11 protein-coding genes are annotated in these 14,026 nt (G+C 61.1%); 3 read left to right on the top strand and 8 right to left on the bottom strand.

All coding sequences use genetic code 11. From position 1 onward, the window contains the following. Window positions 1-37: 37 nt before the first annotated feature. Window positions 38-895, bottom strand: a complete 858-nt coding sequence (locus GSQ90_RS09100) for an alpha/beta fold hydrolase (protein WP_158814521.1) — start codon at window positions 893-895, stop codon at window positions 38-40. A gap of 287 nt (window positions 896-1,182) precedes the next feature. On the opposite strand from GSQ90_RS09100, the gene GSQ90_RS09095 reads away from it, so the two are divergent. After that, window positions 1,183-3,261 (top strand): M3 family metallopeptidase, encoded by a 2,079-nt coding sequence (locus tag GSQ90_RS09095; protein WP_158814520.1) that lies wholly within the window; start codon window positions 1,183-1,185, stop codon window positions 3,259-3,261. Window positions 3,262-3,392: 131 nt separating this feature from the next. Continuing rightward, the gene (locus tag GSQ90_RS09090; RefSeq protein ID WP_158814519.1) at window positions 3,393-4,694 is read left to right on the top strand and encodes an Hsp70 family protein; all 1,302 of its coding nucleotides are present in this window, start codon (window positions 3,393-3,395) and stop codon (window positions 4,692-4,694) included. Between the two features lie 191 nt (window positions 4,695-4,885). Here the strand turns inward: GSQ90_RS09090 and tkt are convergent, their stop codons facing one another. The 4 genes from tkt to GSQ90_RS09070 all read right to left on the bottom strand — a co-directional run bounded on the left by tkt (window position 4,886) and on the right by GSQ90_RS09070 (window position 9,858). Then, window positions 4,886-6,931, bottom strand: coding sequence for a transketolase (tkt, locus tag GSQ90_RS09085; RefSeq protein WP_158814518.1), 2,046 nt, complete (start codon window positions 6,929-6,931; stop codon window positions 4,886-4,888). 315 nt (window positions 6,932-7,246) lie between these two features. Beyond that, window positions 7,247-8,020, bottom strand: coding sequence for a TIGR00266 family protein (locus GSQ90_RS09080; protein WP_158814517.1), 774 nt, complete (start codon window positions 8,018-8,020; stop codon window positions 7,247-7,249). A gap of 145 nt (window positions 8,021-8,165) precedes the next feature. Continuing rightward, window positions 8,166-8,558: a tautomerase family protein gene (locus GSQ90_RS09075; RefSeq protein WP_158814516.1), complete on the bottom strand. Its 393-nt coding sequence runs from the start codon at window positions 8,556-8,558 to the stop codon at window positions 8,166-8,168. After that, on the bottom strand, window positions 8,548-9,858 hold the full coding sequence (locus GSQ90_RS09070) for an MFS transporter (protein ID WP_158814515.1): 1,311 nt from the start codon (window positions 9,856-9,858) through the stop codon (window positions 8,548-8,550). The genes GSQ90_RS09075 and GSQ90_RS09070 overlap by 11 nt, the downstream gene beginning before the upstream one ends. A 299-nt stretch (window positions 9,859-10,157) precedes the next feature. Here GSQ90_RS09070 and GSQ90_RS09065 point away from each other — a divergent pair, with 299 nt between their 5' ends. After that, on the top strand, window positions 10,158-11,024 hold the full coding sequence (locus GSQ90_RS09065; protein WP_158814514.1) for an ADP-polyphosphate phosphotransferase: 867 nt from the start codon (window positions 10,158-10,160) through the stop codon (window positions 11,022-11,024). Between the two features lie 39 nt (window positions 11,025-11,063). Here the strand turns inward: GSQ90_RS09065 and GSQ90_RS09060 are convergent, their stop codons facing one another. From GSQ90_RS09060 to nikR, 3 genes are all read right to left on the bottom strand, one after another. Further along, window positions 11,064-11,948, bottom strand: a complete 885-nt coding sequence (locus tag GSQ90_RS09060) for a hypothetical protein (RefSeq protein ID WP_246731494.1) — start codon at window positions 11,946-11,948, stop codon at window positions 11,064-11,066. Between the two features lie 280 nt (window positions 11,949-12,228). Then, window positions 12,229-13,284: a HoxN/HupN/NixA family nickel/cobalt transporter gene (locus GSQ90_RS09055; protein ID WP_371418352.1), complete on the bottom strand. Its 1,056-nt coding sequence runs from the start codon at window positions 13,282-13,284 to the stop codon at window positions 12,229-12,231. A 59-nt stretch (window positions 13,285-13,343) separates the two neighbouring features. After that, window positions 13,344-13,823, bottom strand: coding sequence for a nickel-responsive transcriptional regulator NikR (gene nikR, locus GSQ90_RS09050; RefSeq protein ID WP_158814512.1), 480 nt, complete (start codon window positions 13,821-13,823; stop codon window positions 13,344-13,346). Window positions 13,824-14,026: the final 203 nt, after the last annotated feature.

Genomic DNA, 14,026 nt, shown 5'->3' with positions numbered 1-14,026 from the left:
TCAAATTTAAGCTGCGCGCGACCGTTGGTCCAACGTTTCATCGCGCCATCGCCTTGAGTTTCGCCTTCAAGACAGAAAGGAATGTCTGTTCGTCCTCGATGTGGGGGATGTGTCCGACGTCTGCGATCGTGTCGAGCGTCGATCCCGCGATGAGCTTTTGCAACCGTTGGCCTTGCGCAAGCGGCGTCACCTGGTCGCGGTCGCCCCATATCAGCGCAGTGGGCGTTTTGATTCGCGCGTAATTAGCGGGGGTCGCGCTACGCGCGTCCGTTTCGGCGAGGAGGAGGCTGGGAAGCCAATGCGCGTAAGATTCCGTCGTGCCTTGGCGTGCGTAGGGCTTGGTGAGAATTTCGACCTGGCGCTGCGTTGCGGCGTCCTCGCGATAGAGCAGGCTGGCAAGAAGCGGCCTCGTCGCCCAAATGTTGACCAGCGTCGCGGCGACGAGGGTCTGCGCAATCGCCGGCTGGTTTAGCGCCCAACGCAGCGGCCGGTTGTCGGGAGGGGTGTCTTGCCCTTCGCCGGGTAGCCCGAGGGCGGCGTCGACCAGGACCATGCCGCCAAGGGTGTCGGGATGCGCGATCGCCAATTCAACGACCGCGCCGGCCCCGAAGGAATGCCCGACGACGATGGGGCGTTCGAGACCGAGCGCTTGGACGAGCGCAGCCAGACGTTCTGCTTGATCAGCGCGGGAATAGGCGCCGTTCGCACTGCGCGCGGAGAAACCGAACGGCGGCAGATCGACGGCCACGGCGCGGTAGCCGCTCTTGCCGATTTCGTCGGCGACGGACAACCAAAACCCGCTCCAGGCCGCCGTTCCCGGGATGAAAAGAACCGCCCGGCCGGCATCAGGACCGCGCATTTGGACGAAGATGTCGCCGGCCGTGGTTGAAACCATTCGTCCGTCGGGCGGCGCGCCTGACTCAGCGCTCTCGCGCCAAGCGGCCGCCAATCGCAGGCCCGTCAGTGCAAGAACGGCTATGAAAAGCGCGACGACAACAAGCTTGAACGTCCAACGCGCCAATGTCCGCATGTTTTCGCGACCTAGCAGCTCTTCAAACTTATGGAAGCCAGTGACTAAAGCGCGATGTCGCCACGGCGCGAACCCAGGGTATAATGCGAGCGCGGCGCCGGCAAACGACGCTCGAGGGTGCGCTCGCGCCCATCTTTTGAGGCAAATTTATCGTGATCAAACCGCTTGCTCAGTCCGCCAATCCCCTTCTCGCCTCCTGGGCCGGACCCTTCGAAGCGCCGCCCTTCGATGTTCTCAGGCCCGAACATTTCAGCCCCGCCTTTGAAACAACGCTTGCCGAAAAGCGCGCGGAAATCGCCGCCATCGCCGCCAATTCCGAGCCCCCTTCCTTCGCCAATACCATCGAAGCGCTGGAGCGCAGCGGGCGCAATCTCGATCGGGTCGCCGCGGTGTTTTTCAATCTGGCGGGCGCCGACAGCAATGATGCGCTTGAGGCGATCGAGCGCGAGATTGCGCCGGTCCTGTCTCGCCTCAGCAGCGAGATTTATCAGAATGGCGCCCTATTCGCGCGCATCGAGGCGCTGCGGGCGGGGCAGGGCGGCCTCGGCCTGACGGACGAACAGGCGCGTGTGTTGAAACTCTATCACATCGCCTTTGTCCGCAACGGCGCCGCGCTTGGCGCTGAAGCCAAGGCGCGGCTCGCCGAAATTGACGAACGCCTCGCGACGCTCGGCACGCAATTTGGCCAGAACGTCCTCGCCGATGAAAAGGCCTATATGCTGGCGCTTGAGACGCCGGAGGACCGCGCGGGGCTGTCCGATTCGCTCCTTGGCGCGGCGGCGGAGACCGCCAGCGCGCGTGGGTTGCCTGGCCAGCACGCGATTACGCTGTCGCGCTCCAGCATAGAGCCGTTCCTGCAATTTGCCGCCCGCCGAGACCTGCGCGAGAAGGCCTTTCGCGCCTGGGCCGCGCGCGGCGAGAATGAAGGGCCAACCGACAATCGCGCTGTCATGGCCGAGACGGTGCGGCTTCGCGCCGAGCGCGCGCGGCTTCTCGGCTTTCAGAGCTACGCGCATTTTCGCCTCGACGACACCATGGCCAAGACGCCGCAGGCGGCGCAGAATCTCCTCCAGTCGGTCTGGACGCCGGCGCGCGCGCAGGCTCTGCGCGAAGCGGATGCGTTGCAGACAATTATCGCCGAAGAGGGCGGCAATTTTCGCCTCGCGCCCTGGGACTGGCGCTATTACGCGGAAAAACGCCGCAAAGCCTTGTACGATCTCGATGAGAGCGAGACAAAGCCCTATCTGCAGCTCGACAAGATGATCGAGGCGGCATTTTATGTCGCGAACCGGCTGTTCGGCCTGAGCTTCGTCGAGCGCACGGATATCAAACTCTATCATTCCGACGCGCGTTGCTGGACGGTGAAGGGGCGGGATGGCGCGCTAATCGCCCTGTTCATCGGCGATTATTTTGCGCGTCCCTCGAAACATAGCGGCGCCTGGATGAGCGCTTTCCGCGATCAGCACAAGCTCGACGGTGCGGTGCAGCCGATCGTCGTCAATGTCATGAATTTCGCCAAGACAGGCGCGGGCGAACCTTGTCTTTTGAGCTTCGACGATGCGCGCACTTTGTTCCATGAGTTTGGACACGGATTGCACGGCATGTTGTCCGATGTGACCTATCCCTTGCTTTCGGGAACCAGCGTTTCGCGCGATTTTGTCGAATTCCCCTCGCAGCTCTATGAACATTGGCTTGAGCAGCCGGAAATCTTGCGCCGCTTCGCCGTTCATTATCGGACGGGCGAGCCGATGCCCGAAGCTTTGCTGCAGCGCGTATTGCGTGCGCGGCAGTTCAATCAGGGTTTTGCGACCGTGGAATTCACCGCCTCCGCGTTGGTCGATCTCGACCTTCATCTTGAAGCGACGCCAGAGGCGATCGACGTTGTCGCCTTCGAGCGAAGCACGCTCGAAAAACTCGGCATGCCCGCCGCCATCGCGATGCGCCACCGCACCCCGCATTTTCAGCACATCTTTGCCGGCTCAGGTTATTCCGCCGGCTATTACAGCTATCTCTGGTCGGAAATTCTCGACGCCGACGGTTTTGAGGCGTTCGAGGAAAGCGGCGACATATTCAATCCCGCGCTCGCGCAACGTTTGCGCGACTATGTCTATGCCGCCGGCAATAGCCGCGAGCCGGACGCCGCCTATGCGGCCTTTCGCGGCCGCGCGCCGGGAACCGGGGCGCTGTTGCGAAAGCGCGGACTCGCGGAGGCGGGGGGCGAGCGCGGCTGAGGCGACATTTCGGATAGCGATATCAGCTTGAAGTTCAGACGTTTCGTCTCATTTGGCGCATCCGGCTTTCTCCAGGGTCCGCGAGAGCGTCGACGAGGGCGTGTTGGCGCACACATCAGGTCTTCCCATTCATGACAAAATCCTTCGCGCGTCCCGACGCCTCCAAAGCGTCGCCCTATCCAACCATCGGCATCGATTTTGGCACGACGAACACCGTCATCGCCATTTCAGGTGGGGCGGGAGAGGTTCGCTTCGTCAGGTTCGATCATCGCGGCGAGAGCCTGTCGAGCGTGCTTTCCGCGCTCTGCTTCTGGAGCGAAAATACGCCCGATGGCCGCAGGACCTATTGCGAGGCGGGCCCTTGGGCGGTGGAGCAATATCTCGAGCGATACGGCAGTGTGCGTTTTTTGCAATCCTTCAAGACGTTCGCCGGAAGCAAGGCTTTCGCCCAGACAAGGATATTCGGCGCGCCCTATAGTTATGAAGACATCATGGCCGCGTTCCTGCGCTCGGTCCTCGATCATGCGCAGATCGCGACTGAGGTCTGCCGCGTGGTCGTCGGCCGCCCGGTGCGGTTCGCGGGCTATCAAGCGGACGACGACCTTGCGATTGCGCGCTATCGGAAGGCGCTCGAATTGCTCGGCATCGGTCATGCGCGGATCGAAAACGAGCCGGTTGCCGCCGCCCATTACGCGAGCCGCGAGCTTCCGCTGAGCGGCATGGTGCTGATCGCCGATTTTGGCGGCGGCACGAGCGACTTCTCGCTTCTGCAAATGGATGGCGCTAGGGATCGCCGGCGCATAAAGCCGCTCGGCCAGGGCGGAATCGGCGTCGCTGGCGATTCCTTTGATTATCGCATCATCGACCATGTCGTGGCGCCGCGCCTGGGCAAGGGGACGACCTATTCTTCCTTCGGAAGACAATTGGCCATTCCCAACCGCTTCCATGCCAATCTCGCGAGTTGGAATCATCTCACGATGATGAAAGGCAATGGCGATCTCGACGAACTCCGGAACATGGCGAAATTCGCCGGAGACCGCGAAGGCATCGAGGCTTTCGTGCATGTCATCGAAAATGACCTCAGTCTTTTGCTTTATCGCGCGGTCGCCAAGGTTAAGGCGGAATTGTCGACGCAAAACGACGCAGTTTTTGAAGTGAATCTGGAAAGCGTAAGGATTCAGGCGCCGATTTCTCGCGCCGCTTTCGAAGAGTGGATCAGAGGAGACGTCAGCCGGATCGGGCGCGTTTTGGACGAGACATTGCAGGCGGCAGGCGTATCGCCTGATGACGTCGATCAAATCGTCGCAACCGGCGGCACATCGCGCGTGCCGGCGGTGCGAAACATGCTCCAGACGCGTTTTCCCGGAAAGAAGATATGGGACGCAGATCCGCTGCATTCGATCGCGGCGGGCCTGGCTTTGATGGGCGTCTAGGCGGTCGGCCGCAAACATTTGCTTGATCGCGCCCACTATGGACCGCCGATCTGCCGGGCGATATCCGCATACACAGATTCAGCGGCGACGATGACCGTGGGATCATCGCTATCCGCCGCCGCCTCCGCCGCCGCCAAGAAGGCTGGCGGCGAGCGCGGCGAGCGGTATTAGCGGCTTCATGACCGGCAAGCTTAGCTGGCGACTTCCGCCAGGGTTTCGCGCGCCGCACGGACCACCGCGTCGGTCGTGATGTCGAACTTCGCATAGACGTCTCCGATCTTGCCGGAGGCGCCGAAGCCGTGCATGCCGACGAAGCGGCCCTGGAAGCCGATATAGCGGTCCCAGCCCATTTCGACGGCCGCTTCCACCGCGACGCGCGCATGGGTCGCACCCATCACCGCCTTCTTATAGGCGGCGTCCTGCTCCTCGAAGAGGAGGCGGCAGGGCATCGAGACGACCGCCGTCGGAACGCCTTCCTTCTGCAGGATATCGCGCGCCTGGACCGCCAGATGCAGTTCGGACCCCGTGCCGATCAGCGTCAGCTTGCGCGCGCCGCCTTCCGCCTCGAGGAGGACATAGGCGCCCTTGGCCGATTTGTTCTCGGCGTCGGGCTCCTTGCGCAGCAGCGGCATCGGCTGGCGCGACAGAGCGATGAGCGCGGCGCGGCGCGGCGCATCCAGGATCAACTCCCAGCATTCGGCGGTCTCGATGGGATCGCCGGGGCGAAACACGGCCAGATGGGGAATCGCCCGCAGCGCCGCCAGATGCTCGACCGGCTGATGGGTCGGGCCGTCCTCGCCGAGGCCGATCGAATCATGGGTCATGACGAAGATCGTACGGATCTGCATCAGCGCCGCCAGGCGAATCGCCGGGCGGCAATAGTCGGAGAAACACATGAAGGTGCCGCCGTAGGGGATCACGCCGCCATGCAGCGCGACGCCGTTCATCGCCGCGGCCATGCCGTGCTCGCGCACGCCGTAATGCATATATGTGCCACCGTATTCGCCGGGCTTGATCTCGATCATGCCCTTCGCCTTGGTGTTGTTCGAAGGCGTGAGGTCGGCGGAACCTCCGATGAGTTCCGGAATAGCGGCGGCGAGATGGTCGAGCACGGCGCCGCTGGCCTGGCGGGTAGCGAGGTCCTTGCCGCTGGCGATGAACTCGGCGCGGGCCGCCGCGATAGCCTTCTTCCAGTCGGCCGGCAACTGCCCGTCGTTGCGGCGCTCGAACTCGGAGCGCAGTTCGGCCGGCGCCGCCTTGACGCGGTCGGCCCAGGCCAAGCGCGCCGCGCGGCCTTTGGCGCCGATCTCGCGCCATGCGCTGAGTAAGGGCTCGGGGATCACGAACGGGGGCGAATCCCAGCCGAGGATTTTCCGTGCGCCGGCGATTTCCTCTTCGCCGGGGGCGTCGCTATGGGCCTTCTGGGTTCCGGCCTTGGTCGGGAAGCCGAAGCCGATGATGGTCTTGCAGGCGATCATCGACGGCTTGTCCGTCACAGCGCGGGCGGCCGTGATGGCGTCGCGGATCGCATCGGTGTCGTGGCCGTCGATTTCCTGGACGTGCCAGCCGGAAGCGCGGAAGCGCTCGACCTCGTTATCCGATTCCGAAAGGCTGGTCGCGCCGTCGATCGTGATCGAATTGTTGTCCCAGAAGGCGATGAGATGGCCGAGCTTGTAATGGCCCGCCATCGAGATCGCCTCTTGGCTGATGCCTTCCATCAGGCAGCCATCGCCCATGAACACATAGGTCCAATGGTTGCAGATATCGTCGCCGAACTTGGCGTTCATAATACGCTCGGCGAGCGCGAAACCGGCGGAATTGGCGATGCCCTGACCCAGCGGCCCGGTCGTCGTCTCGATGCCGTCGGCATGCTTGTATTCGGGGTGGCCGGCGGTCTTGCTGTCGATCTGGCGGAAACGCTTCAGCTCATCCAGCGTCATGTCCTTGTAGCCGGTCAGATAGAGCAGGCTGTAGAGCAGCATCGAAGCGTGGCCGTTCGACAGCACGAAGCGATCGCGGTCGAACCAATGCGGATCGGTCGCATCGAACTGCATGAAATCCTTGTACAAAACAGTTGCGATGTCGGCCATGCCCATGGGCGCGCCGGGATGGCCGCTCTTGGCCTGTTGGACGGCGTCCATGGACAGAAAACGGATGCAGTCGGCCAAATCCCTGAGGTGCTGGTCGCGGGGCTTGGGGACTGTCTTGATGGCCGGAGGGGGGGCTACGTCAGCCATGGTGGGAGGCTCCTTCTTCGCGAGGTCGTTCGAGATCATATGGCACGGCTGCGCCGACGCCGAAACCGTGCGCTGTTCGTACCCGAAATCTCATGCGGTCGTGTGTGTATTAGGGCGGATCGTCGACGTGGGGAATTGAACGATTTTTCTGTGTTCATCGCGGAGCGTCGTCATCCGTTTCCACCTTAGGCGCTGTGGATACTTACCACAACCATAGGACGATTACGGCGAGTGTCGCCACAGCACGATCATTTCGCGCTGTCCTCTCGAAGCGCTTCGCCCCGCTCGGCCGGAGGCGGTCGCATGAGCGGCTCTCTAGCTCTCGCTGCCCCCGAGCAGCCCGCCCAGCAATCCGCCGATCGCGCCGAGCCCGACGCCGGTCGCGATGGCGCCGCCAGTTGAGCCGCCCCCATCGCTTCGCCCAGGCAAATAGCGCCCGATTTCCTCGGCGAGGTTGATGATCGGCATGCTTTGCAGCCAGACGTGGCCGGGACCGGTCAGCGTCGCCAAAAACAGGCCCTCGCCGCCGAACAGGATGTTCTTGAAGCCCTTCACCATCTGGATGTCGAAGCTGATGGTCGGCTCGAACACGCCGACATGGCCGGCATGGACGAGCAGACGCTCGCCAGGCGCCAGATCGCGTTCGATCACTTCGCCGGAAAGATCGAGCCATACGATTCCAGGTCCCGTCACCTTTTGCAGGATGAAGCCGTCGCCGCCAAAGAATCCGGCGCCGAGGCGTTTCTGCCAGGCGAGTTCCAGCGTCACCGATTTCTGCGCAACCAGAAAGGTCTCCTTGCGGCAGATCAGCGATTGTCCCGCCTGCAATTGCGCGGCGATCAGCGCGCCGGGAAAGCGCGGGGCGAAGGCGACATGGCCATTGCCGGTCGCGGTGAAATCGGTGACGAAGAACGAACCGCCGGCGAACGTGCGCTTGAGGCCAGCGAAGAGCCCGCCGCCCGTATGCGTGTCCATCTGGATCGCATCGTTCATCCAGGCCATCGTATTGGTCTGGCTATAGACCGTTTCGCCGGGGCTCAGATCGATCGCCACCGTCTGCATGATTGTGCCGGAAATTTCATAGCGCATGCCCCTAGTCCCCCATCAGCGAGCCAGCGAATCGCAATTTGCAACTATGGAGCAACAATTTAACGAAGGTGAGTCCCCTGGCCCAAAAAGACCTCGGCCCCGGCATTCGGCCGACGCCCTCCCGCAGGCGCCGAAAACCGGCGTCTCAATCGTTTTTCCTGGCGTATTGCGCGACGCCATGTCCGAACGACCAATTTTCGGGCAAGGTCTCGACGAGGTTGATCAGGACATCCTCCGGCCGCAGACCTGGACTTTGGCTCAAACGCTCGACGATCCGCGCGAACAGCGCCTTCTTCTGTTCGGTGGTGCGCGTGTTGTTGACGGTGAGCTGGATGATGACGAGGTCGTCGCTGCGCGCGATGCCGAGATAGCTGGCGCTGTAGTTGAAATCATCGGCCTCGTGCTCGGCGATCGTCATGAAACGATCCTCTTCGGGTACGTTGAAGGTCTCGCGCATCGCCAGATAGAGGCTCTCGAGAATGGCTTTGCGATAGGCGGCCGGCTTGCCCTTGCGCATGGAAATCTGGCTAAGCGGCATGACGGAACCCCTCGACTTGATCGGGCGCAGCGGGCCGGCCTGCGGCGCCTTGGCGATAAAGCAACAACGCGCCGACGATCGAACACAGCGCCGCGGCGCATAGCCACAGCGCGGGGGCGGAATCGCCGAAATGCTTGATTAATTGTTTGGACACCAGCGGCGTCGATGTGCCGAACAGCGCGGCGGCGAGCGAATAGGCGAGCGCGAAACAGGAGGCGCGCACATGGGCGGGCACGACCTCCGTCAAGGCCGCCACCATCGCGCCATTATAGAGCCCGTAAGCGCAGGACAGCAGCATTTCAACGCCGATCAACTTGGCGAAAGTCGGCGCATTCGCGAGCCAGGCCAGCGCGGGATAGGCCGTGACCAGAATAAGCGCGCCCGTGGCCAGAAGCACGGATTTGCGGCCGATCCGATCCGAGAGTGCGCCGCCGATCGGCAGCCAGATGAAATTTGTGAAGGCGACGAGAAGCGTGACGAGCAAGGCGTCGCCCGGCGACAGATTCAGCGTCTTACCGAAATCGGGCGTATAGACCGTGATGAAATAGAACGACACGGTCGTCAGCACGACGAGCAGCATGCCCTGCAGGACGACGGCCCAGTTCTCGGCGACGCTGCGATAGATTTCGGCGGGGGTCGGATGATGCTTCTTGGCGAGGAATTCCGGCGTCTCTTCGAGCGACCGGCGCAGCACGAAGATGACCGGTATGATCAGGCAGCCGATCAGGAACGGGATGCGCCAGCCCCAGGCTTCGATCTGGTCGGCGAGGAGGAACTGATTGAGCCCATAACCGATTAAAGCGGCGACAAACACCGCCGCCTGCTGGCTCGCCGACTGGAACGACGTGTAAAAGCCCTTCATGCCGGGTTTTGAGATTTCCGCGAGATAGACGGAAACGCCGCCAAGTTCGACGCCCGCCGAAAATCCTTGCAGCAACCGCCCGATCACCACGATGATAGGCGCGACAAGGCCGATGGTGGCGTAGGACGGGGTGAAAGCGATGATGATCGTGCCGCTCGCCATAATGGCGAGCGTAACGATCAGGCCTTTGCGCCGCCCGACGCTATCGACATAGGCGCCAAGAAAAATCGCGCCGAGCGGGCGCATGAGCGCGCCGAACCAGAAGACGATGAAAGCCGCGGACGTATCGGTGAAGGCGTCGCCCGTCGCGAAAAACGCCTTGCCGATCGGCGCCGCATAGAGGCCGAACAGGAAGAAATCGAACATTTCGAGGAAATTGCCCGCAGTCGCGCGCAGAACCGCGCCGATTTTGGGTTGAATACGCGGGGTCTGCGGCATCTAGAGCTTGCCTCCCAAGCCCGCGGCCTTCAGGCTCGCTGAGCAATATTCCGATGATTGGGCGGTCACCGTAACCGAACAAGCCTCGCGTGGCGACAACGGATTGATCAAATGCCGGGGGTCGCGGGTCAAAGCGCATGCGGCCGGCGCCGCGCCTCTCTGGCCCCTTGCATAGCGCAAAGGCCTGCGCGACATTCGCTCCCGCGGCATGCGATTGCCTGCAATCGAGGCAAATGCCTTGCAATTGCAATCTTTTGACGCCGCCTATTGTTCGTTCCCAACGCTCCAACGAGATCGAAATGAAAATCAATTCAAAGGATTTTTGCGTGGCGGAGGGCCACAAGGTCGATCTCAAGAAATGGCCGACGGCCGTCGATCCCTTCTACGGATCGAAGGAGGAATATCAGGAACTTCTGGGCGAGCATGTCGCGCAGCTCAGCGCGCAGCAGCAGCTCCTCTATGCTTCCAATCGCTATGCGTTGCTGCTGATTTTTCAGGCGATGGATGCGGCGGGAAAAGACGGCGCGATCAAGCATGTGATGTCGGGGGTCAACCCGCAGGGTTGCCAGGTGTTCAGCTTCAAGCATCCGAGCGATTCGGAGTTGCAACACGACTTTCTGTGGCGCACCACTCGCGATCTGCCCGAGCGCGGGCGTATCGGCATTTTCAACCGGTCCTATTACGAAGAAGTGCTGATCGTGCGCGTGCATCCCGAGATTCTTCGCAACGAAGCGCTCCCCGATCCCGTGCGTCACGAGAAGGCTTTTTGGCGTGGGCGTTATCGCTCGATTGTCAATCTGGAACAGCACCTCCACGCCAATGGAACCCGCATCGTCAAATTCTTCCTCCACCTCTCCAAGGAAGAGCAGCGCAAGCGTTTTCTGGCGCGCATCGATGATGCCGAAAAGAATTGGAAATTCAGCCTTGCCGATATCGAGGAGCGCAAATTCTGGAAGGATTACAGGACGGCCTATGAGGAATGCCTCAGCGCGACAAGCACGGAGGATTCGCCGTGGCATGTCGTCCCCGCCGACGACAAGCAGAACGCGCGGTTGATCGTATCCAACATCATCCTCGACGCCTTGAAAGACCTCAAGATGACTTATCCCAAGACGGACGCTAAGCGCCGGGAGGAATTGCAGGCGATCCGCAAGCAGCTTTCGTAAAGCAAACCAGGTTCGATGGAGGCCGCGGTTAGCGCGCCTTCAGGGACCGAAGATTGCGAACTCCGTAAATGACAGGTCGCCCAACGCCGGCGGAAAGGGACCCTTGAAATATTTCGGACCGCGATCAGAAAAATAGCGCCCGGCCAAACCCGCGAGGGGGCCGTTGGAATCGGCGACGCACAACGCCACGCCCGCCCGCAACATATAGAGGCCCAGAGGGCCGGACCAATGCGCGAGATCGCCGATCGAACGGCAATAGATCAATTGCCAGCACGGCATCAGGCCTTTCATCATGCGGCGCTCCAGGAAAACAAACGGCGAGCCTCGCCCGTCTTCCGTGCAGACGAGCGACTGACAGCCGAGCCGGGCGTGTTCCTCAAGCACTTCGCGCTCGTCCTTCGAGAGAAGCGCCGCTTCAGACATACCGTCTGAATATTGAAGAACCGCGCCATTGCGCCGAAACGAACTTAGCGCCGGCGCGAATACGAATTGGCCATTGCAGAATCGGCGAAACCCCATCGCTTCGACGGCGCCCCAAGTGCGGCGGGCGGGCGAAATCGTGGTGTAGGTGATATCCTTGCGCCTAAGCGCCGAAGCAACCATTTTCATGGCGTAGCTGCGGTAGGCCGGATCGACGCACCAACTCGAGAGGTTGCACCGAATGGTTTCGACTTCGCCCATTCGATAGCGCGAGAAAAGCTGAAGAAGCACGCCAACGACGTTTCCAGAAGCCTCCAACAGATAACCATATCTCGGACAATCATCCACGACCTGGCGCCGCGCCATGCGGTTAAGCGCCCGCACCCAATAGTCTCTGCTTCGGCGCGGAAAGCCTCGGCCAAGGCAATCGATAACTTGCTCACGATCGGTGTCGCTAATGAGCCGGCATTTCAGATCGGACGATATGCCGCCGAGGATTGCCATTTCCGAGTTTCCGTTTGACCGGGCGAATGACTACCCTTTTAACAAACTCGATGAAATTATTAAACAAACATCTATGGTGCAATGTAAACTCGGTTAATTATCGTCGCGGAACTTCTCTGATCAGTGCGAAGAGGAGCGGAGTGGGGGGCATTGAGGCTTTGGGGGCGGGAAATATCGTCACGATAGTCGCGGCAATGCTGGATGTTTGTTCTATTCACGCCTAGCGTTTCGTTGGCGCGGCCGCCGGACTGCCACTGATCAGGGCCCCCGCCAAGGCGCGCTACGTAGCGGAGACCTCGATCTTGTCATAGCCGTTGATGCGGTAGACCAGATAAGAGATGAGCCAGGCGACGATGAAAATGCCCACGATACAATAGCCGAGAATCCCGAAATTATCGTTCAACGATCCGATCGCGCCCCAGAAGCCGCCGCCGTCGGTCAGCCCTAATTGATCGCCGATCAGGTTGAGCGTCTCAAGGCCGCCCACGACGAGCGCCACCACGACGGATGCCGCTGTAATGGTCAGGTTGTAATAGAGTTTGCGGATCGGTCTCACGAAGGCCCAGCCATAGGCCCCCAGCATCAGAATGTTGTCGGTCGTGTCGATCAGCGTCATACTGGCGGTGAACAGGGCGGGAAACACCATGATCGACCAGACCGACAGGCCCTGCGAGGCCTGGCTCGCAGAAATCCCGAGCAGTCCAACCTCGGTCGCCGTATCGAAGCCGAGGCCGAAGAGGACGCCGAGCGGATACATCTGGCAGCTTCGCTCGATTGCTTTGAAGAACCGTCGAAACAGCCGCCCGAGCAGGCCCCGGTTGGCCAGAGCGAGATCGAGATCCTCTTCGACGAAGCCGCCGCCGTCCTTGACCGTTCGAAAAGTTCGATAGAGGGCGATCAGGACGAGAATGTTCGCAAGGGCGATGGCGAACAGAAACAGCGCCGAGACCAGCGTGCCAACCACGGCGCCGATGTTCTTGAACGTGTCGAACTGGGCTTGCAGAGCGGTCGCCGTGATCGCGATGGCGACCGATAGCGCGACGACGATCGTCGAATGGCCGAGGGAGAAGAACAGACCGACTCCAATAGGGCGCCGCCCTTCCTGCATCAATTTGCGCGTTACATTGTCGATCGCCGCGATATGGTCGGCGTCGAACGCATGGCGAAGACCGAAGCTGTAGGCGAGCGCCGCGGTCCCCAGAAGCACCGGGAAATCATGGAAAGCGACGATCGCCCAGATCCATGCGGCGATATTGGCGGCGATTAGCATGATGTAAACGACGATGACCTTCCCGCGTATATTTTCGCGTCCGTCGTTGAACAGATTGGACAGAATGGCGGTCATGCTTCTTTGTCGCCGGCTCAGGCCGCGCCCATCCGCGGGTCGGCTCATTTTCAATCTTTCGGATGCGAATGCTGATGAGGCGCGACATGGGCATGGTCGCGCCCCGCATGCGTGTGAGATTCAGCTTCGATCGAGACCGGCACAAAACTCACCTGGCCGTATTTGACGCCGCGCTCGGCGATCACGGCCTTCGAAAATTCCCGCACCACGGAGGCTTCGCCACGCAGGACAGCGACTTCGAGGCAATTGTCGTGATCGAGATGAACATGCATCGTGGCGACCTGAAGGTCGTGATGCGCGTGATGCGTATCGATCAGCCGCCGCGACAATTCCCGCGTGTGATGATTGAAAACATAGGTGAGCGTCGCGACGCACTGACCGCTCATGCTGTGATCGATCCGCGATTGCTCGAGACCCAAGCGCGCGAGATCGCGCACAGCCTCGGATCGGTTCTCGTAACAATAGCCTTTTAGGAACTCGGCGAGTTCGACGGCGAACTCATCGGACATGCTGATCGTGACCCGCTCCATCGCCTCAACTTTCCGATCCTGGATCGCTCGATGATGTATGATAATTCTTCTATCTTTTCATACGTCATCGAGTCGAACAAGGGAATGCCCTCCGCATACGCAATCGCGACCGCGAGCTGTGAGAGTCCGTCCCATAACTTCGCGATTAATTACATAGCTTTCGGAGCATGAGGCGGATCGAGGCGAGGCGGAGGAAAATGAAG

This window comes from Methylocapsa sp. S129 (genome assembly GCF_009765995.1).
In the GTDB taxonomy this organism is placed as follows: domain Bacteria; phylum Pseudomonadota; class Alphaproteobacteria; order Rhizobiales; family Beijerinckiaceae; genus Roseiarcus.
Note: the sequence above shows the minus strand (reverse complement) of the source record. Positions and strands in the feature narration are given on the sequence as shown.

What these genes read in the sequence shown, in the direction of transcription:
- GSQ90_RS09080 (WP_158814517.1), bottom strand. Translation starts at nt 8,020, where the DNA reads ATGCGCTATGAAATTTCCGGCACAATCATGCAGACGGTGGCGATCGAT.
- tkt (WP_158814518.1), bottom strand. Translation starts at nt 6,931, where the DNA reads ATGGCTGACGTAGCCCCCCCTCCGGCCATCAAGACAGTCCCCAAGCCC.
- GSQ90_RS09100 (WP_158814521.1), bottom strand. Translation starts at nt 895, where the DNA reads ATGGTTTCAACCACGGCCGGCGACATCTTCGTCCAAATGCGCGGTCCT.
- GSQ90_RS09065 (WP_158814514.1), top strand. Translation starts at nt 10,158, where the DNA reads ATGAAAATCAATTCAAAGGATTTTTGCGTGGCGGAGGGCCACAAGGTC.
- nikR (WP_158814512.1), bottom strand. Translation starts at nt 13,823, where the DNA reads ATGGAGCGGGTCACGATCAGCATGTCCGATGAGTTCGCCGTCGAACTC.
- GSQ90_RS09090 (WP_158814519.1), top strand. Translation starts at nt 3,393, where the DNA reads ATGACAAAATCCTTCGCGCGTCCCGACGCCTCCAAAGCGTCGCCCTAT.
- GSQ90_RS09060 (WP_246731494.1), bottom strand. Translation starts at nt 11,948, where the DNA reads ATGGCAATCCTCGGCGGCATATCGTCCGATCTGAAATGCCGGCTCATT.
- GSQ90_RS09075 (WP_158814516.1), bottom strand. Translation starts at nt 8,558, where the DNA reads ATGCCGCTTAGCCAGATTTCCATGCGCAAGGGCAAGCCGGCCGCCTAT.
- GSQ90_RS09070 (WP_158814515.1), bottom strand. Translation starts at nt 9,858, where the DNA reads ATGCCGCAGACCCCGCGTATTCAACCCAAAATCGGCGCGGTTCTGCGC.